Annotated in this window: 16 protein-coding genes; 13 read left to right on the forward strand and 3 right to left on the reverse strand. The window is 66.6% G+C overall.

Annotated features, from left to right (window positions below; all coding sequences use genetic code 11):
* Positions 1–6 precede the first annotated feature (6 nt).
* From CCR84_RS01360 to uvrA, 3 genes are all read right to left on the reverse strand, one after another.
* Positions 7–1,725, reverse strand: coding sequence for a GspE/PulE family protein (locus CCR84_RS01360; RefSeq protein ID WP_201209145.1), 1,719 nt, complete (start codon positions 1,723–1,725; stop codon positions 7–9).
* Positions 1,726–1,992: 267 nt separating this feature from the next.
* Positions 1,993–2,322 carry an HU family DNA-binding protein gene (locus tag CCR84_RS01365; RefSeq protein WP_201209146.1) on the reverse strand — a complete coding sequence of 110 codons (330 nt, stop codon included), beginning with the start codon at positions 2,320–2,322 and terminating at the stop codon, positions 1,993–1,995.
* Positions 2,323–2,365: 43 nt separating this feature from the next.
* A complete protein-coding gene (gene uvrA, locus CCR84_RS01370; RefSeq protein WP_201209147.1) occupies positions 2,366–5,224 on the reverse strand; it encodes an excinuclease ABC subunit UvrA in 2,859 nt (952 codons plus the stop codon).
* 127 nt (positions 5,225–5,351) lie between these two features.
* On the opposite strand from uvrA, the gene CCR84_RS01375 reads away from it, so the two are divergent.
* The 13 genes from CCR84_RS01375 (at position 5,352) to CCR84_RS01435 (ending at position 17,967) form a co-directional block, all read left to right on the forward strand.
* Positions 5,352–6,587 (forward strand): MFS transporter, encoded by a 1,236-nt coding sequence (locus tag CCR84_RS01375; protein WP_242508474.1) that lies wholly within the window; start codon positions 5,352–5,354, stop codon positions 6,585–6,587.
* A 67-nt stretch (positions 6,588–6,654) separates the two neighbouring features.
* Complete coding sequence (gene ssb / locus CCR84_RS01380) at positions 6,655–7,143, forward strand: single-stranded DNA-binding protein (RefSeq protein WP_201209149.1); 489 nt, start codon at positions 6,655–6,657, stop codon at positions 7,141–7,143.
* 139 nt (positions 7,144–7,282) lie between these two features.
* Positions 7,283–7,780 carry a type II secretion system protein gene (locus tag CCR84_RS01385; protein ID WP_201209150.1) on the forward strand — a complete coding sequence of 166 codons (498 nt, stop codon included), beginning with the start codon at positions 7,283–7,285 and terminating at the stop codon, positions 7,778–7,780.
* 57 nt (positions 7,781–7,837) lie between these two features.
* Positions 7,838–8,341 carry a prepilin-type N-terminal cleavage/methylation domain-containing protein gene (locus CCR84_RS01390; RefSeq protein ID WP_201209151.1) on the forward strand — a complete coding sequence of 168 codons (504 nt, stop codon included), beginning with the start codon at positions 7,838–7,840 and terminating at the stop codon, positions 8,339–8,341.
* Entirely contained in the window at positions 8,341–8,793 is a 453-nt protein-coding gene (locus tag CCR84_RS01395; protein ID WP_201209152.1) for a hypothetical protein, read from the forward strand. Before CCR84_RS01390 ends, CCR84_RS01395 begins: the two co-directional genes overlap by 1 nt.
* Positions 8,793–9,386: a pilus assembly FimT family protein gene (locus tag CCR84_RS01400; protein ID WP_201209153.1), complete on the forward strand. Its 594-nt coding sequence runs from the start codon at positions 8,793–8,795 to the stop codon at positions 9,384–9,386. Before CCR84_RS01395 ends, CCR84_RS01400 begins: the two co-directional genes overlap by 1 nt.
* A 2-nt stretch (positions 9,387–9,388) precedes the next feature.
* Positions 9,389–10,648 (forward strand): hypothetical protein, encoded by a 1,260-nt coding sequence (locus tag CCR84_RS01405; RefSeq protein ID WP_201209154.1) that lies wholly within the window; start codon positions 9,389–9,391, stop codon positions 10,646–10,648.
* Positions 10,648–12,186: a type IV pilus biogenesis protein PilM gene (locus CCR84_RS01410; protein ID WP_201209155.1), complete on the forward strand. Its 1,539-nt coding sequence runs from the start codon at positions 10,648–10,650 to the stop codon at positions 12,184–12,186. Before CCR84_RS01405 ends, CCR84_RS01410 begins: the two co-directional genes overlap by 1 nt.
* A 9-nt stretch (positions 12,187–12,195) precedes the next feature.
* Complete coding sequence (locus tag CCR84_RS01415) at positions 12,196–12,873, forward strand: hypothetical protein (protein WP_201209156.1); 678 nt, start codon at positions 12,196–12,198, stop codon at positions 12,871–12,873.
* 2 nt (positions 12,874–12,875) lie between these two features.
* Complete coding sequence (locus CCR84_RS01420) at positions 12,876–13,277, forward strand: hypothetical protein (RefSeq protein WP_201209157.1); 402 nt, start codon at positions 12,876–12,878, stop codon at positions 13,275–13,277.
* On the forward strand, positions 13,274–14,998 hold the full coding sequence (gene mshL, locus CCR84_RS01425) for a pilus (MSHA type) biogenesis protein MshL (protein ID WP_201209158.1): 1,725 nt from the start codon (positions 13,274–13,276) through the stop codon (positions 14,996–14,998). The genes CCR84_RS01420 and mshL overlap by 4 nt, the downstream gene beginning before the upstream one ends.
* Before the next feature lie 97 nt (positions 14,999–15,095).
* Entirely contained in the window at positions 15,096–16,697 is a 1,602-nt protein-coding gene (locus CCR84_RS01430) for a GspE/PulE family protein (protein ID WP_201209159.1), read from the forward strand.
* Between the two features lie 46 nt (positions 16,698–16,743).
* Positions 16,744–17,967 (forward strand): type II secretion system F family protein, encoded by a 1,224-nt coding sequence (locus CCR84_RS01435; protein ID WP_201209160.1) that lies wholly within the window; start codon positions 16,744–16,746, stop codon positions 17,965–17,967.
* Positions 17,968–18,018 lie beyond the last annotated feature (51 nt).

An 18,018-nucleotide genomic window follows, 5' to 3' on the forward strand; every position in this document is an offset into this window, starting at 1 on the left:
GGGCGCTCAGGGTTCGACCGAGGAGGCGATGCTCATCGCTTCGGCGACGGTGGTACGGCCGGCGAGGGCGAGGTCGATCGCGTTGCGCACCAGCGTCGCCTGCCCCATCAGTTCGCGCCCCCGCTGCTCGAACAGGCGCGAGTTGCCGCCGTGGATGATGTCGGCGAGTTCGCGGTTCATTTCGAGCATCTCGAAGATGCCCTGGCGACCGCTGAAGCCCAGTCCGTTGCAGCGCGGGCAGCCTTTGCCGGCGCGGAAGTTGGCCGGCGGCAGTTCGCCGCCGAGCTGGTGACGGAGCCAGGCGAGTTCGCCGACCGTCGGTTCGCTGGGCTCGGCGCAATAGTTGCAGACGAGGCGCAGCAGTCGTTGCGAGACGACGCCGAGCAAGGTCGATGCGATCTGGAAGCCGGGGACTCCCATGTCGAGCAGGCGGCCGGGTGTGCTGACGGCGTCGTTGGTGTGCAGGGTCGACAACACGAGGTGGCCGGTCATCGCCGCGCGCATGGCGATCTGTGCCGTTTCCTGGTCGCGGATTTCACCGACGAGCAGGATGTCGGGGTCCTGGCGCAGGAAGGAGCGCAGCACGCGCGCGAAGCTGAGGTCGATCTTCTCGTTGACCTGGACCTGGTTGATGCCGGGAATCCGGTATTCGACGGGGTCCTCACAGGTGAGGATCTTCACCCCGGGCTGGTTGAGGGTCTGCAGTGCGCCGTAGAGCGTCGTGCTCTTGCCTGAACCGGTGGGGCCGGTGACGAGGACGATGCCGTGCGCTGCCTTGATCGCCTTCATGAACCTGGCGAGGACGCCCGGCGGCATTCCGGAGCCGGCGAGCGAGCGCAGTTCGCCCCCCTGGACCAGGAGACGCATGACCACCGATTCGCCGAACTGCACCGGCATGGTCGACACGCGGACGTCGATGCGGCTGCTGCCGGTGCGCAGCGCGATGCGGCCGTCCTGCGGCATGCGCTTTTCGGAGATGTCGAGCCCCGCCATCAGCTTGAGGCGGACGATCAGCGCCGCCGAGATGCGGATGTCGGCGTCGAGTTCCGGATGCAGCACGCCGTCGATGCGGAAGCGGACCTGCAGCTTGTTTTCCTGCGGTTCGATGTGGATGTCGGAAGCACGCATCTTCGCCGCTTCTTCGAAGATGGTATTGAGCAGCTTGACCACGGGCGCCTCGACGTCGGTGATGCCGAGGGTGCTCTGGTTGAGGTCGACGACGTCGCCTTCGCGTTCGAGATCGAGGTCGCGCTCGACCGCCTTGGCGAATTCGCCGATCTGCTCGGTGCGGCGATAGAGGCGGTCGACCGTTTCGTTGAACTGGGTGTTGGTGATGACCGCGATGTCGATCGGTTGCCCCAGCACTGCCGCCAGCTCGTCCTGCGCGCGCAGGTTGGCCGGATCGGTCATCCCGACCAGGCAGGCGTCGTCGCGCTGCTGGAGGACGATCGCGCGGAAGCGTCTGGCCTGCAATTCGTTGAGCGCAGCCGCGGTATCGGCACTGAGCTCGTAGCGGCGCAGATCGATGTACGGGAGTCCGAGCTGCGAGGCGATGACCTGCGCCACCTGCTCTTCGCTGACGAAGTTGTTTTCGATGAGGACGCGACCGAGCATGCGACCGGTACGCTTCTGCTCGGCCAAGGCCTGGTTGAGCCGTTCCGCGCTGAGATAGCCTTGTTCGACCAGTGCGGCGCCCAACTGCACGGTCCTGGCTTTTGCTTTCATGTGCCTGAATCCACTGAGACGGGCTGCTTCCTGCCCGCAAATCTGCACATTGCCGATGCGGCGACGTGTCAAGCTGCTTTGATACTAACGCGAAGCATTGGTGCCGACAATTTTGCCTGCGTCGCACGCGGCAGCCAGCGAGTGGATTGGCTTCCTGCAGCGCGTGTCAGGTAAAAAAGGCTTGCCGCAGGGCAAGCCTTTCTGCATCAAGCCCGTGCCGGCGCCGGAACGGGTCCGGTCGGCGCGGTGACGAGGTATTGCTGCCTGTTACTTCGCGGCAACCGCAGCCTTGAAGGTGGCACCCGGGGCGAACTTCGGCACCGTGGTGGCGGCGATGCTGATCTTTTCGCCGGTCTTCGGGTTCTTGCCTTCGCGGGCGGCGCGCGCAGTGGCCTTGAAGGCGCCGAAGCCGACCAGGTTCACGGTTTCGCCCTTGGCAACCGCTTCGACGATGCTGTCTACGACGGCGTCGAGCGCCTTGCCGGCGGCAGCCTTGGAAAGATCGGTGCGCGCGGCGATGGCATCGATGAGGTCTGACTTGTTCATGTGATCTCCTGGAGTGGGTGATGGCAAGCGTCTACGCCTCAATTCTTGCATTTCATCGGCGTAGAGGGAAGGGGGAAGTTGCGCCGGGCAGCGATCACGGATGGCGCGCCAGCAGCGGGGCGAGGAAGCGCCCGGTGTGGCTGAGTTCAGCCAGCGCGGCGATTTCCTGCGGCGTGCCGGCCGCGAGGATGCGGCCGCCGCCGGCCCCGCCTTCGGGTCCGAGGTCGACGATCCAGTCGGCGGTCTTGATGACATCGAGGTTGTGTTCGATGACGACGACGGTATTGCCGTGCTCGGCAAGGCGATGCAGGACGCGTAGCAGCAGTTCAATGTCGTGGAAGTGGAGGCCGGTGGTCGGCTCGTCGAGGATGTAGAGGGTGCGGCCGGTGTCGCGCTTGGACAGTTCGAGCGACAGCTTGACGCGCTGCGCCTCGCCGCCCGAGAGCGTCGTCGCCGATTGGCCTAGCGTGATGTAGGAGAGGCCGACATCGACCAGGGTCTGCAGCTTCCTGGCGACGACCGGCACCGCGTCGAAGAATTCACGTGCCTGCTCGACGGTCATCTGCAGGATGTCGTGGATGTTCCTGCCCTTGTACAGCACCTCCAGCGTCTCGCGGTTGTAACGCTTGCCGTGGCAGACGTCGCAGGGGACATAGACGTCGGGAAGGAAGTGCATCTCGACCTTGAGCACGCCGTCGCCCTGGCAGGCTTCGCAGCGACCGCCCTTGACGTTGAACGAGAAGCGGCCGGGGCCGTAGCCGCGCGCCCGTGCCTCGGGAACGCCGGCGAACAGTTCGCGGATCGGCGTCAAGAGGCCCGTGTAGGTCGCCGGGTTCGAGCGTGGCGTCCTGCCGATCGGGCTCTGGTCGACGTTGATCACCTTGTCGAAGTGGTCGAGGCCCGAGATCTCGTCGTGTTCGGCGGGCTCCCCGGTCGATCCGTAGAGGTGGCGGGCTGCGGCGGTATAGAGCGTGTCGTTGATCAGCGTCGATTTGCCGGAGCCGGAGACACCGGTGATGCAGCTGAGCAGGCCGACCGGGATCTCCAGCGTCACGTTCTTCAGGTTGTTGCCGCGCGCGCCGATCACGCGCAACTGGCGCTCGGGGTCGGGCCGGCGCCGCGGGCCGGGCGCCTCGATGCGCTTGCGCCCGGCGATGTAGTCGCCGGTGAGCGAGGCCGGGTTGGCGGCGACCTCGTCGGGAGTACCTTCGGCGACGACGCTACCGCCGTGCACGCCGGCGCCGGGGCCGATGTCGACGACGTAGTCGGCACAGCGGATCGCGTCCTCGTCGTGCTCGACGACGATCACCGTGTTGCCGATGTCGCGCAACTGCTTGAGCGTCTTCAGGAGGCGGTCGTTGTCGCGCTGGTGCAGGCCGATCGAAGGTTCGTCGAGCACGTACATGACCCCGGTCAGCCCCGAGCCGATCTGGCTGGCGAGACGGATGCGCTGCGCCTCGCCGCCGGAGAGCGTCTCGGCCGAGCGGTCGAGTGACAGGTAGTCGAGGCCGACGTTGATCAGGAACTGCAGCCGGCTGGTAATCTCCTTCAGGATCTTCTCGGCGACCTGCGCCTTCTGGCCGGTGAGTTCGAGCGACAGGAAGAAGTCGCGCGCCGCGGCGAGCGGCAGCCGGCTGATCTCGTGCAGCGTCAGCGCGTCGGCGAGTGCCTTGCTGCCGGCGTTCGAGCCGAAGCGGACGTTGCGTGCTTCCTGGCGCAGGCGGGTGCCTTCGCAGCTCGGACAGGCCTTGTTGCTGATCAGTTTGGAGAGTTCCTCGCGCACCGCGACCGAATCGGTTTCCTTGTAGCGCCGCTCGAGGCCGTGCACGACACCTTCGAAAGCGTGCTCGCGAACGGTGATCTTGCCGCGCTCGTTGAGGTAGTGGAAGGGCAGGGTCACGCGTCCCGAGCCGAAGAGGACGACCTGCTGCACCGCTTCACTCAGGCGGCTCCACGGCGTGTCGATGTCGAACTCGTAGTGCTTCGCCAGCGACTGCAGCATCTGGAAGTAGAACTGGTTGCGCCGGTCCCAGCCGCGGATCGCACCCGCGGCGAGCGACAGGTCGGGATGCGCGACGATCCGCTTCGGGTCGAAGAACTGGATGACGCCGAGGCCGTCGCACTTCGGGCAGGCGCCGAAGGGATTGTTGAACGAGAAGATGCGCGGTTCGAGTTCGGCGAGCGAGTACGAGCACGAGGGGCAGGCGAACTTGGCCGAGAACAGGTGCTCGCGGCCACTGTCCATCTCCAGCGCGATGGCGCGGCCGTCGGCGTGGCGCAGCGCGGTCTCGAAGGATTCGGCGAGGCGCTGGCGCATGTCGTCGCGCACCTTGAGGCGATCGACGACGACGTCGATATCGTGCTTCTGCGTCTTGGCGAGCTTCGGCAGCGCGTCGATCTCGTGGATCTCGCCGTCGACGCGCAGGCGGGCGAAGCCCTGCGCGCGCAGCTCGGCGAAGAGCTCGTGCTGCTCGCCCTTGCGCCCGGCGACCACCGGCGCCAGGATCATCAGCTTGGTCTCGGCCGGCAGCGCGAGCACGTGGTCGACCATCTGCGACACCGTCTGCGCCGCCAGCGGCTGCTGGTGTTCGGGGCAGAACGGCGTGCCGGCACGCGCGAACAGCAGGCGCAGGTAGTCGTGGATTTCGGTGACGGTGCCGACGGTCGAGCGCGGGTTGTGGCTGGTCGCCTTCTGCTCGATCGAGATCGCCGGCGACAGGCCCTCGATCAGGTCGACGTCGGGCTTCTCCATGAGCTGCAGGAACTGGCGCGCGTACGCCGACAGCGACTCGACGTAGCGGCGCTGCCCCTCGGCGTAGAGCGTATCGAAGGCGAGCGAGGATTTGCCCGACCCGGACAGACCGGTGATCACGATCAGCCGGTCGCGCGGCAGGTCGAGATTGATGTTCTTCAGGTTGTGCGTCCGCGCACCGCGGATTCGTATTTCGTCCATCTTGGCTCGTCCGGGGAGGCTGGGGAAACCTGCTAATATACGCCACCCCGCGGCTGAACCGCAGCCCCGATCCACGGTCGAAGTGCCTTCGACCCGTTTCGGGCCCCCTCCAGGCACCCTCAATCCGATGTCAGCTTCCACCCCCAGCCGGATGAATTCCGTCGAAATCCGTTCCGGCGTCAGCCTGTCGACGATCTTCGCCCTGCGCATCCTCGGGCTCTTCCTGATCCTGCCGGTGTTCGCGGTCGCCGCGCGCGACCTGCCCGGCGGTGACAACGTCGCCCTGGTCGGCTTCGCGCTCGGCGCCTACGGCATCACGCAGGCGATCTTCCACATCCCCTTCGGCTTCGCCGCCGACCGCTTCGGCAGGAAGCCGGTTATCGTCTTCGGCCTCCTGCTGTTCGCGCTCGGCAGCTTCATTGCCGCCTACGCCGACAACCTCTACTGGATCTGCGTCGGCCGCGTGCTGCAGGGCGCCGGCGCCATCTCGCCGGCGGTGACCGCGCTCGCCGCCGACCTGACGCGCGAGGAGCACCGCACCAAGATCATGGCGATGATCGGCTCTTCGATCGGCCTCGTCTTCGCGCTGTCGCTGGTGATCGCGCCGCCGCTGTTCGACGCCGGCGGCCTCTGGGCCCTGTTCATGCTCACCGGCGTGCTGTCGCTGGCGGCGATCGCGCTGCTCTTCTTCGCCGTGCCGAAGGCGCCGCCACCGGTCGATGCCGGGCGTCGTGCGCGCCTGTCCGAAGTGGTCTTCCACCCGCAACTGGCGCGCCTGCACTTCGGCATCTTCGCGTTGCACGTGCTGCAGGTCGGCATGTTCATGCTGATCCCCGGCGCGCTGGTCGCCGCCGGCGACCTGCCGCTCGCCGAGCACTGGAAGCTCTACCTGCCGGCCGTGGTCGCGTCCTTCATCGTGATGATCCCGGCGATCATCATCGCCGAGAAGCATCTGAAGTTCCGCGCCGTCTTCGTCGCCTCGGTCGCGCTGCTGCTGCTCACCGAACTCGGCTTCATCTACGGGCGCGGCAGCTTCGTCGCGATCGCCGCGCTGGTGTTCGTCTTCTTCGTCGCCTTCAACGTGCTCGAAGCGCTGCTGCCCTCGCTGGTGACGCGCTTCGCCGGCCCCGAGGCGCGCGGACTCGCGCTCGGCGTCTACAATACGGCGCAGGCGGTCGGCCTCTTCGTCGGCGGCGCGCTCGGCGGCTGGCTGGCGCGCAACGCCGGCGCCGATGCGGTGTTCTGGTTCGGCGCCGGCGTGTGCCTCGTCTGGATCCTGATCTCGGCTTCGATGATCGCGCCGCCGCTGCGCAAGGCCCGGTCGACGCCACCGGCGCCGGACGCGCAGACGCAGGGCGCCTGATCCGCAGCGCCGGGGGGACGGCGCCGCAAGTTTTCAACCTCGCACAACCATAACCAGGGAGGCTCCCATGGCTTCAGTCAATAAAGCGATCATCGTCGGCAATCTCGGCCGCGACCCCGAAATCCGTTACCTGCCCAACGGCGAAGCGGTCTGCAACGTCACCGTCGCCACCTCGGAGTCGTGGAAGGACAAGAACACCGGAGAGAAGAAGGAGATGACCGAGTGGCACCGTGTCGTCTTCTATCGCCGCCTCGCCGAAATCGCCGGCCAGTACCTGAAGAAGGGCTCGTCCGTCTATATCGAGGGCCGCATCCGCACGCGCAAGTGGCAGGACAAGGAAGGGCAGGAGCGCTACACGACCGAAATCGAAGCGAACGAGATGAAGATGCTCGGCAGCCGCCAGGGCATGGGCTCGCCGTCGGGTGGCGACGATTCCTACGGCGAGCCGAGCTACGGTGGCAGCATGCCGTCGTCCGCTCCGGCCGCGGCCCCGCGCAGTGCGCCGGCGGCACGCAAGCCGAGCTTCGACGACATGGACGACGACATTCCGTTCTGAGCCGTTTTTCGCCGCTTCTCTGGCCTGGCTGCAGGCCTCCACCCGCTGTGGAGGCCTGGGCACATGTACCGGGCGGGCGCCCGTTGCTCGCGCTGCTCAGCGCAGGGTTGGGGAGGGGTGGAGAAGTCTTATACTGTGCATGAGCACCCACAGTGCACGGGAGACGCAAATTTTCACTGAACAGCGATCTCGGCGTCGGCAAGGCTTCACCCTGATCGAACTGATCATGGTGATGGTCATCCTCGGCATCCTGGCAGCGGTGGCGCTGCCACGGATGCTGGGGATGAGCAATCAGGCGCGGGTGGCGGTCATGAGGAACGTCGCCGCCGCGATCGAGTCGGCGAACACGAAGATTTACTCGGTGGCGAGCGTCAATTATCAGCTGGGCGCCAGCGGCAGCATCAATGCCTGCGGCAATGCCGCGTTGCCGACGGTTTACGGCTATGCAGCGACTGCGCTCGACCTGGTCGGCTGCGTCTCGCCTTCAATGTTGACGGGGCTGGCGCTGCCGAGCGCAGGGGCGGCGAACGTCATCGCGCACGCCGCGGCGGCTGATCCTGCCAATTGCCGGATCACCTATGTGCCGGCAGGCAGTGCCACGGCGCCCCAGTACCAGTTGCTGCTTGGCGGCTGTTGAGCGGATGCCGCGCGGGAGGGCCAGGCTTTGCAGCGCTCAGTGCTTCCTCTGCCGACGATGACCAGGAGTTGCGCCAGACTGGCGCGGCGTGGCTTCACCCTGCTCGAACTGGTGCTGGTGCTGCTCATCCTGTCGATCCTGTCGGTCCTGCTGGCGCTGCAGGTGCGCCCGTCGATCGGCAGTGCCACCTTCGGCTACCATGCGCAGCGCCTGGCCGGCGACCTCCTGCACGCTCGCGCCCTGGCCATGAGCCGCGGGCAGACGCTCAAATTTCTCGCCCAGTCCGGCAATTACTGCCTGGTGGTGCCTCTGGCCACCTCCTGCTCCGCCGCGGTGAAGGACCCGGGGCACGGCGGAGGTACCTTCCATGTCGCGCTGGAGAGCGGTTTCGTCTTCGCGCAACCGGTGGAGTTGGGCTTCGACCTGCTCGGGCGGCCGCTGAGCGGCGCGACCCTGCTCTCGGCGCCGGTGGTTTTCGAACTGCAGCAGGGTGGAGGCAGCGTGGCCAGTGTAACCGTGGCGCCGCTCACCGGTGCGCCCAGCGTCGCGGTGCTGCAGTGATGCGCGCGCGCTCGGCAGGCGTCATCCTGATCGACCTGATCATCCTGATCGTGGTCTTTGCCGGTTCGCTGATCGCCATCCTGGCGGCCTCGGGCGATGCGGCGAAGCGCCTTGGCGAGAACCAGGCGTCGACTGCGGCCGCGCTGTCGGCGCAGCGCGTGATCGAGGCGGTGCTCGCGCTGCGGCGCGATCCGCTGGTCGGCTACGCCAAGATTCCGTCCTACAGCGGTGCCTGCTCCGGCTTCCGGCTCTCCGGCGCCAGTACGGGATCGCCGCTAGGGGGCCTGACCGGGACCCTCGCCTGTGACCTCACGATCAGCGCCTATGCCGTGAGTCCCTGCGGCAGCGCGGGCGTCGATTGCCGTAAGGTCACCGTCGCCGTCAGGCAGAACACCGACAAACTCGCCGAGCTGACCGTGTTGCTGGCGAGTCCCCCGCAGGTGGGGCAGTGATGCGCGCGTCGCCCTCCCGCCAGCCCGGCGTCACCCTGATCGAGTTGATCGTGGTGATGGTGCTGATCGGCATCCTGGCGGTCGTCGCGATTCCGCCGATCCAGGCCGCGCTGCGTGCGCGCAGTGTCGTCGCCAGCGGTGTGCAGGCGGTCGACGAACTGCGCTACGCCGCCGAGCGGATTGCGCGCGAGTTGCGCCAGGTGCGCTGGGTCGAAAATGCAGGCCTGGACCTCCAGTTGCTGTCTGCTGGTGCGACCTCGAGTGCAGGCATCTGCTTCAACCGCATCGGCAGCAGTCCGCAGGAGGCGCTGGTGCCTGTGGTGATCGGCACGCAGTCGGGTCAGGTCATGCTCGACTACCTTGCCTGTAACCTCAGCCCGACCCGCAGCCTGTTGCCGCCGGCCAGTTCGGTGAGTTTCAGCTACGGGACATTTGCGGCAGCCGACGGTGCGCGGCTGCCGCTGTCGACCGCGGATACTGAGTTTCGCACGAAGCTGCGCTACATCGACATCACCGTCGCGCGCACGGTCGAGGCCGGAACTTACTCGCACACGACGAGCGTCCTGCTGCGCGACGCGGTGTGGGGGCATTGAGCATGCGCGAGTTTTTTCCGTCTGCGCCGGCGCAGCAGCGCGGCTCGTTCGCGATGCTGGCGGTGCTCCTGCTGCTGATCGTGGTCGCGCTCGCGCTACGCTATCTCATGCTGACGACGCAGGCCTCGACCTACTCCGCTACGGTCGCGCACGAAAGCATGCGTGCCGCTGCGCTCGCGGACAGCGGGGCTGAGGTGGCGCTTGCCCGCCTGCAGGCGGCGCTGCAGAAGAACAGCGCGAACAGCACGAGCGACTGCAACGTCTCGACCCTGGGCAGTGGCCAACAGGCGGTCAGTCCGGTCGGCAGCTACGAGCTCTCCGTCCTTCCGCTGGCCGAAAGCGGCGTCCCCCGGCTCTGCGACCCCGGCGGCACTGCGCCCGTCTGCCGCATCACGATCACAGGCAGGGCGGGCGATGCGACGCGAACGCTCGCCACCGATGTCGGCTTCTGCATCAATCCGCAGAAGGAGTCGGGGAAGTCCGGTGTCGGCGGGTCCGCAAGCAATCCGATCCTTTACTCGATCACGGCGCGTGGCAAGGCGGTTATGCTGATGAACATCGCCTACCGAATCTCGGACAAAGGCAACGCCAGTGCCGGGACATGTCAGCGCACGGATACGCAAGTTTCCTGCCAGAATGCCTGGGAACTGGAGACGAACCCCGGTGGCACGGGTAGCATCGGCGCCATTGCGCAGGTGGTGAGCAGTGCGACTGGCGGCGATTTCGGTGTCAGCCAGCTGTTGTGGAAGAAGAACACGACGCAATCCGAGGAGCGCGAGTATGCGGGCGTCGGCGGGATTTTCGAAGGCAGTGAGGTCAGCTACATCGGCGAATACCACGGTGACACAACGAAGTCGAACAACGGGGCGACTGCCGGTAAGATTCTGGTCGGGAGTCCCTTCATCAGCAGCTGCGCGACAGCCGATACCCTGGTGTTCAACGTTTCGGCGCGCGCGGTGGCCGTCACCGATCACCTGACGCGGGTGAGCTTCAATGGTGTCGATATGACGCTGTTGCAGCGCTATTACAACCTCCCTGCGACCGATGGGCTGTACAGCGAAATCTGGTACGTTCACCGGCCCGGGGGGATCGCGAGTCTCTTCACTGTCGGGGCCGATACACCGTTTACCGTGCTTCCCAATCACAGCACGAGCAGCTGGCAGTGGGGGGGCGGCTTCCTCTGCCTCAAAGGCGTCGATCCGACATCGATTCGTGGCATCGGCTACGGTTGGCAGCCCGTCTACTGGTGGGAGCCCTTGTGATGTTGTGGAAGAAGAAATCCGCTGCCCCGGTCGGCTGGACAGTGCTGGCCCTGGGCGACGAGCTCGTTCATGGCGTCAGCGTCGGCATCCCCGGCAAGGATTCGGCGTTGCCGCGGGTGCTGAAGCATGTGGCGCGGCCGGCCACCCAGCTCGACCAGCCGATGCTGGCCGAGCTTGCCGCTGCGCTGGCGGTGCCGCGCTTCGCGTGGGGGGTGCTCGCCCGGCGCAACGATTACCGGCTCACGGTCCTGCCCAAACCCGAGGTCGAAGCCGCCGACCTTGCCGACAGCTTGCGCTGGTCGATCGAGGGGGTGCTCGATTATCCGGTCGATGAGGCGCTCATCGACTACATGCTGATTCCGCTGAGCGCAGCGCCCGAGCGCACGCAGGACGTGTACGTCGTCTCGGCGCCGCGCGGCACGATGAGCGCCTTTGGCGACAGCTTTGCCGCGGCAGGACTGGCGTTGCGCACGATCGACATCCGTGAAGCGGCACAACGCAACTACGCCAGCGTCGTCGCGCAGCCCGGCGAGGATCTGCTGATCGTCGCGCCGGACGAGCAGGGTGTGCAGATCACCCTGACCCGCGATGGAGAACTCCTGCTCGACCGCTTCATCGCCGGCACCGTGATCGCTCCCGACAGCGAGGCCGCCCCGCTCAGCCCGCGCGCCTTCGAACGCGTGGCCGTCGAATTGCAGCGCTCGATCTTCATGGCAAAGGAAACTTTGCCCTTGCTCGATCTGCGGCGGGTCCTCGTCGCTCCCGGCTACCCGGCGCTGCTTGCGCACCTGCAGGCGACGATCGAGATCCCCGTGGAGGTGCTGCCGCTGGAGAAGGTTTTCGACCTCTCCGCGGTACCGGAACTGGCGCTGGCGAGCAATCAGGCGGCGTATTTTGCCGTGCTAGGGGCGGCGCTACGCGGCGTGAAGCCCGCTCCGCAGGTCAACCTGTGGGTCAAACCGCCCCCCGGACCGCGCTTTTCGGCAGCCGTCGCTGCGCTGGGGCTGGGGGTGACGATACTGGCGATGCTGGGGTGGTGGCAGTGGGAGCACTCGCACAGCGCGGATCTCGAGGCGCAGCTGGCGCAGGATGGGCGGAGGCTCGAATCCTTGCGCGCCGAGCTGCGTGCGCGGCAGGCCGAGTTGCAGACGCTGCGGGTCGCAGGGACCGCTGCCGTGGGCGGTCGTCGCCTCGACGAGCCCCTGATGGCGCGACTGCGTAGCGGCGAGTTCGGCAGCCTGCAGGGTTATGCCGGGTATCTCGACACGCTGGCCACGATTCCAGGCAAAGGCGTGTCGCTGTCGGCGATTACGATCACCCGCGCGGGCAAGGAGATGCGTCTGCAAGGGCAGGCCATCGACGAGGCCGCGGTGCTCGATTACGCCGCCACGCTCAACGAGCGTTTCGCCCCACGGGGAGTCAGCTTCGCCGCGATCGAACTGAGCGCGGGGCAGACGGGGGGCGAAAAAGACGGCAAAAAGGAAGGCGAAACGGGTAGCGAGCGCCGCACGCCGCCGTTGAGCTTCAGGCTTTACTAGGAACCGGGGATGGCCAACAGACTGTCAGACCTGAGCGGAGGCTTCGACCGCCGGAGTTTGCGCGAGCGGGTATTGCTCGTCGTCGCCCTGGTCGTGCTCTCTTACTTCGTCCTCGATCAATGGCTGGTGCAGCCCGAAATGGCGCGTCGGCAGCAACTGGAGAAGGATCTCGCGGCGCAAGTGTCCGAGCGCCAGCAAACGGAGGGAGAGATCGCGCAGCTCGGCACCCTCCTTGCCCGTGAAGCGCAGGCGAGTGCTGCTGCGCGGGCGGCAGCGGATGCCGAGGCAGGAGCGGCGGCGGGAGCGAATGCCGGGCGCGCGCTCAGCATTCCGGCGGCACCGCGCCTCGCCGAACTGATTCGCGCCATCGTCGCCGACAGCCCCGGTCTGAAGATCGTGTCGCTGCGCTCGCTGCCGTCGCGCCCGCTGCCGATGGCACCCAAGGAGGCTGCGGCAGGTGCGAAAGCCGCTGCCGAGGCGCCGCCGCCGATTCACCTGCACGGGCTGGACATCACCTTCAGCGGTGATTACCTGAACCTGCTGTCCTGTCTGGAACGCCTGCAGTCCCATGCCGAACCGCTGCTCTGGGGCGACCTGCAGTTCAGCGTCGTGAAACATCCGGATGCGACACTGCGCGTCACCGTCTTCACGCTGAGCGAGCAGCCCAGCGCACCGCTGGGGAGATGACGATGCGCGTTCTGCTCATCACTTTGCTGTCGATTGCAGCGATAATGCCGGCCTCGGCGCAGACGGCTGCAGCACGTGCCGATCCGACCGCACCCTTGTCCGACACTTCGTCCACGCAGGGCGGCAGCGCCGACTCTGCGCTGCCGCAGGCCGCGGCTGCGGGCGTGCTGCCGCCGCGGCCGGAGCTGGTCCTGGTGTCACCGACCCGCTCGCTGGTATTGCTCGACGGGCAATGGCTGCGCGTCGGCGACAGCTACGGCGAAGCCAGGGTGCTGGGAATCGGGCCCCGTGGCCTGACGCTGCGTGCGGCCGACGGCAAGCGGATCTTGCTGCGACTTCCCGCAGCCGAGAAGCATCGGTCTCATAGTGTTAGCATTCACTCTCCGAGCGGAGACTCCCGATGAAGCAATCCTGTCTTTTTGTGCTGACGATCGTGCTGCTTGCCGGCTGCGGCAGCGCGCCGCGTCATGCGCAAGAAGCGCATCAGGCAGCGCAGGACGCCCTGCTTGCCCCGGACCCCGGGCGACAGGCTGCAGCGCTTCCCGAAGAGGTGAGCGCTGCCTTGCTGCCACCCTTGCGCATCCGCTCGCCGCAAGCCTTGATGCCGGCCGAGGAGCGCTTCAGCGTGTCGGTCGTCAAGTTGCCGGCGCGCGATCTGTTCATGGCGTTGGCCGCCGACTCGCGCTACACGATGCTGGTACACCCGGACGTGAGCGGCAACGTCACCGCCGAGTTGAAGAACGTGACCATGGCCGAGGCGCTCGAATCCCTGCAGCAGATCCTCGATTTCGACTACGAGATCAAGGGCGCGCGCGTCGTCGTCAAGCCCTCCGGCCTGCGCAGCCGGGTCTTCCAGGTCAATTACCTGCTCGGCAGCCGCGAGGGGCGTTCGAGCACCCGCGTCACCTCGGGCTCGATCAGCGCCGCCGGCGTTCCCGGCCGGGGTACGACCGGTGCCGCTGCCCCCATCGCTCCTGCCGTGGGAGGCGCCGCCGCACAGCGGACCTCGCAGATCACGACCTCGGTGGAGACCTCCTCCGAGAGCGACTTCTGGAGCGAACTCAAGGCCTCGCTCGAGGCCCTGGTCGGCGCCGGGCAGGGCGGGCGCAACGTGGTGATCAACCCGCAGTCGGGCGTGGTCATGGTGCGGGCGATGACGCAGGAACTCGATCAGGTGGCGTCCTTCCTCAGGGCGACGCGGATGGCAATCGATCGTCAGGTGATCATCGAGGCGAAGATCGTCGAGGTGCAGCTGAACGGGCAATTCCAGAGCGGGGTCAACTGGGCCGCCTTCAACAGCGCGCGCAACACCTCGCTCGGCTTCGGCCAACCGGGCACCTCGCTCGGCATTTCCGGTCAGAGCATGTCGAGTAACCAGCTCGGCGGCGATCCCGGCACCAGCCTCGACTTCAAGAACGTTTCCGGCGCCGTCGGCTCGCTGTTCGGCCTCGCCGTGCAGACCAGCAACTTTTCGGCGCTGATCTCCTTCCTCGAAACCCAGGGGACGGTGCATGTGCTGTCGAGTCCGCGCATCGCCACCCTGAACAACCAGAAAGCCGTGCTCAAGGTGGGGAAGGAGGATTTCTTCGTCACCGATGTCAAGCCGGGATCGGTGACCGCTTCGGCGACGGCGGTGACGACGCCACCCGCGGTCACGCTGCAGCCCTTCTTCTCCGGTGTGGTGCTCGACGTCACCCCGCAGATCGGCGAGGACGGCTATGTGATGCTGCACGTGCGACCGTCGGTATCCGCGGTGACGACCGTCGACCTGACGGTCGATCTTGGCCAGAAGGATACGGCGCCGATGATCCTGCCGCTGGCGTCGAGCAGCGCTTCCGAAACCGACAGCGTCATCCGCGCGCGCGATGGCCAGCTCGTCGTCATCGGCGGCCTGATGCGTCAGGCTGCCACCGGCGACCGCTCGCAGTTGCCGGGCGCGGGCGATGTGCCCTTGCTCGGCAGTCTGTTCCGCAACACCAACGACGTGACGCAGAAGCGCGAATTGGTGATCCTGTTGCGGCCGCTGGTGATCAACTCCGACGCCGACTGGAACGAGGACCTGGAGCGCACCGGCGAGCGCTTGCGCCAACTGCGGCCACCGGAACGGCGCAGCGGACTACGATGACGGTGATCACGCGGTCGCGCTACACTGCCGCCCCTTGGCCCGTGCTGCGTCCCGGGTTGTGCGCGTTCGTTGAAGACAGATTGAAACAGCTTTTTCCATGAGCCAATCCATTCCCCCGCCGGACACCACCGGCAGCACCGCCAACAACGCGGCATTGCAGCCCTGGCGTCGCATCATGCAGATCGACCTCGACCGTTTCGAGGTCGACCCCGTGCTGGCGCGCCGCTTGCCGGAGCCGCTGGCGCGGCGGCTGCAGGCGCTGCTGCTCGAAGAGCGCGAGGACAATAGCTGTTTGCTGGGAATGGTCAACCCGGACAACCTGCGCGCGCAGGACGAGTTGTCGCTGTTCCTGCGCCGTGCGATCGACGTTGTCAGGGTTTCCGCCGAGCAGTGGTCGGAGACCGTCGACCGTCTCTACGGCAAGTCCGAACAGATCGGCGCCTTTGCCCGCGAGGTGCTGCGCAACGTCGACGAGGTCGACGGCGTCGTCGACCTGGCGGCGATCGGCCAGGCGATCGACGACAACGAGGCGCCGGTGGTGCGGCTGCTGCAGACCATCTTCGACGAGGCGGCGCAGACGGGGGCTTCGGACATCCACATCGAGCCACAGGAAAAGGCCTTGCGCGTGCGTTTCCGGGTGGACGGGGCGCTGCACGTCGAACTCACCGCCGATCTCAAGATTGCCGCTGCCCTCAACGTGCGCCTCAAGCTGATGGCGGGTCTCGACATCGCCGAGCGCCGCGTGCCGCAGGACGGTCGTTTCGCCGTGCGCTCGGGCAAGGACGCGTTCGACGTGCGCATGTCCACGCTGCCCTCGCTGTACGGCGAGTCGGCGGTGCTGCGCGTGCTGCGGCAAGGGCACGGCGTGATCGACCTCGCGGAGTCGGGGATGCCGCCTTCGGTGCTGGGCAAGTTCAGGAACGCGATCAGGGCGCCCAACGGTATCGTCCTCGTCACCGGACCCACCGGCAGCGGCAAGACGACCACGCTCTATGCCGCGCTGCAGGCCCTCAACACGACCGAGGTGAAGATCCTCACCTGCGAGGATCCGGTGGAGTATCGCCTCGACGGTCTCGTTCAGGTACAGGTCAAGGAAAAGGCCGGGCTGAGCTTTGCCCGGGTCCTGCGCTCCTTCCTGCGCCAGGATCCGGACATCATCTTCATCGGCGAGATCCGCGATCAGGAAACCGCACAGATTGCCACCCGCGCGGCGATGACCGGCCACCTCGTCCTGTCCACGCTGCACACCAACGGCGCGGCGAGCACGCCGCGTCGCCTGATCGACATGGGCGTGCCCGCCTACATGATCGCCTCGACGCTGCTTTGCGTGGTCTCGCAGCGCCTCGTTCGCCTGCTCTGCCCCCATTGCAAGCAGAGGCATCGGCCGGTCGCCGAAGAACAGATCTGGCTCGATCGCCTGCTCGGTGCCGCGAGCAAGGATATCGAGGTCTTTCATGGCACTGGCTGCAAGCGTTGCCGGGGAGTCGGTTACAGCGGTCGGGCGGGGGTGTTCGAGATCCTGCAGATGAATCAGCCGCTCGGCGAATCCCTGCACGCGGGCAATGCCGTCGAGTTCGAGCGTGCCGCCACTGCGGAAATGGGCGAGGACACGCTGGCGCGCGGATTGCTCAAGCGCATCATGGCGGGCGAGACTTCCGTGGCGGAGGCGATGACGGTGCTGCGCAGCGGCGACGCCTGAATCGCCAGCGCCAGGCCAGACGCTTCTCCCCGCCAGACCCGCCAGCATGGACAACTTCCGCTACGAAGGGCGAAACGCCAAGGGCGCGACCGTGAGCGGGCAGATCGAGTCCGCCAGCGCACAGGCCGTCGCCGCCTGGATGCGCACGCAGGGCCTGTTGCCCATCCGCATCCAGCGGGCCAAGGCTGAGAGCGAGGGCTCGTGGCAGCAGTCGCTCGGGCTCGGCGGCAAGCTGACTCCGCTCGACCTGATGCTGTTCACCCGCCAGCTCGGGATCACGGTGAAGGCCGGCGTGCCGATGCTGCAGGCGCTGGCGGGAATCCAGAAGTCCTCGGGCAACCCGCGCATGGCCGAGCTGATGCGCAAGCTGAACGAAGACCTCGAGCACGGCCTCGACCTCTCCGGCGCCATGGCACGCCGTCCCGAGTTTTTCGACGATTACTATGTCAGCATGGTTCGTATCGGCGAAAACTCGGGGCAGCTGGAAGAGATCCTCGACCGGCTGTACGAGCAGCTGGAATTCGAGGCGGATACCCGGAAGAAGATCAAGAGCGCGCTGCGCTACCCCAGTTTCGTGATCATCGCCCTGGTCATCGCGGTGGGCCTCCTGAGCATCTTCGTCATCCCCGTCTTCGGCAAGCTGTACGCAAGCATGAAGATGGAGCTGCCGCTGCTCACCCGCGTCCTCATCGGCGTTTCCGACTTCGCCGTCGGTTACTGGTGGACGGTGCCGCTTGCCGCCGGGGTGGCGATGTACGGCGTGCGCCTGATCCTGGCGACCAGCGCCGGGCGCCTCGCCTGGGACCGCTGGAAACTCAGGCTGCCGGTGATCGGCAGCATCCTCTCCAAGGCGGCGATGGCCCGTTTTTGCGTGAGTTTCTGCATCGCCAGCCGCAGCGGCGTGCCGATCGACAAGGCCCTGTCGCTGGTCGCGTCGGTGGTGGATAACGCATACTACGCCGGCAAGGTCCAGGAGATGCGCGCCGCCATCGAGCGCGGCGACAGCATCCTCAAGACCAGCCAGGCCGCGGGAATTTTCAAGGCGCTGGAGCTGCAGATGATCGCCATCGGCGAGGAGTCCGGGTCGATCGATGACATGCTCGAGCAGGTGGGGAGCATCTACAAGAAGGAAATGGACTTCGAAGTCGCGCGCCTCGGCGAGAGCATCGAGCCGATCATCCTTGTCTTCATCGGCGGCATCGTGACGGTGCTGATGCTCGGCATCTTCATGCCGCTGTGGGACATGGGGCAGATGGCCAAGCAGCATTGAGGCGCTGGCAAACCCCACCTGCGCGCGTTCGTCAGCGGCTGCCTATCGGCA

The organism is Rhodocyclus purpureus (genome assembly GCF_016653115.1).
Lineage (GTDB): Bacteria > Pseudomonadota > Gammaproteobacteria > Burkholderiales > Rhodocyclaceae > Rhodocyclus > Rhodocyclus purpureus.

Bases quoted from the DNA above. Each gene is read 5' to 3' on its own strand.
- CCR84_RS01390 (WP_201209151.1), top strand. From the start codon at position 7,838: ATGACCAGGAGTTGCGCCAGACTGGCGCGGCGTGGCTTCACCCTGCTC.
- CCR84_RS01365 (WP_201209146.1), bottom strand. From the start codon at position 2,322: ATGCAAGAATTGAGGCGTAGACGCTTGCCATCACCCACTCCAGGAGAT.
- CCR84_RS01385 (WP_201209150.1), top strand. From the start codon at position 7,283: ATGAGCACCCACAGTGCACGGGAGACGCAAATTTTCACTGAACAGCGA.
- CCR84_RS01435 (WP_201209160.1), top strand. From the start codon at position 16,744: ATGGACAACTTCCGCTACGAAGGGCGAAACGCCAAGGGCGCGACCGTG.
- CCR84_RS01405 (WP_201209154.1), top strand. From the start codon at position 9,389: ATGCGCGAGTTTTTTCCGTCTGCGCCGGCGCAGCAGCGCGGCTCGTTC.
- CCR84_RS01410 (WP_201209155.1), top strand. From the start codon at position 10,648: ATGTTGTGGAAGAAGAAATCCGCTGCCCCGGTCGGCTGGACAGTGCTG.
- CCR84_RS01375 (WP_242508474.1), top strand. From the start codon at position 5,352: ATGTCAGCTTCCACCCCCAGCCGGATGAATTCCGTCGAAATCCGTTCC.
- CCR84_RS01395 (WP_201209152.1), top strand. From the start codon at position 8,341: ATGCGCGCGCGCTCGGCAGGCGTCATCCTGATCGACCTGATCATCCTG.
- ssb (WP_201209149.1), top strand. From the start codon at position 6,655: ATGGCTTCAGTCAATAAAGCGATCATCGTCGGCAATCTCGGCCGCGAC.
- CCR84_RS01415 (WP_201209156.1), top strand. From the start codon at position 12,196: ATGGCCAACAGACTGTCAGACCTGAGCGGAGGCTTCGACCGCCGGAGT.
- CCR84_RS01400 (WP_201209153.1), top strand. From the start codon at position 8,793: ATGCGCGCGTCGCCCTCCCGCCAGCCCGGCGTCACCCTGATCGAGTTG.
- CCR84_RS01360 (WP_201209145.1), bottom strand. From the start codon at position 1,725: ATGAAAGCAAAAGCCAGGACCGTGCAGTTGGGCGCCGCACTGGTCGAA.
- mshL (WP_201209158.1), top strand. From the start codon at position 13,274: ATGAAGCAATCCTGTCTTTTTGTGCTGACGATCGTGCTGCTTGCCGGC.
- uvrA (WP_201209147.1), bottom strand. From the start codon at position 5,224: ATGGACGAAATACGAATCCGCGGTGCGCGGACGCACAACCTGAAGAAC.
- CCR84_RS01430 (WP_201209159.1), top strand. From the start codon at position 15,096: ATGAGCCAATCCATTCCCCCGCCGGACACCACCGGCAGCACCGCCAAC.
- CCR84_RS01420 (WP_201209157.1), top strand. From the start codon at position 12,876: ATGCGCGTTCTGCTCATCACTTTGCTGTCGATTGCAGCGATAATGCCG.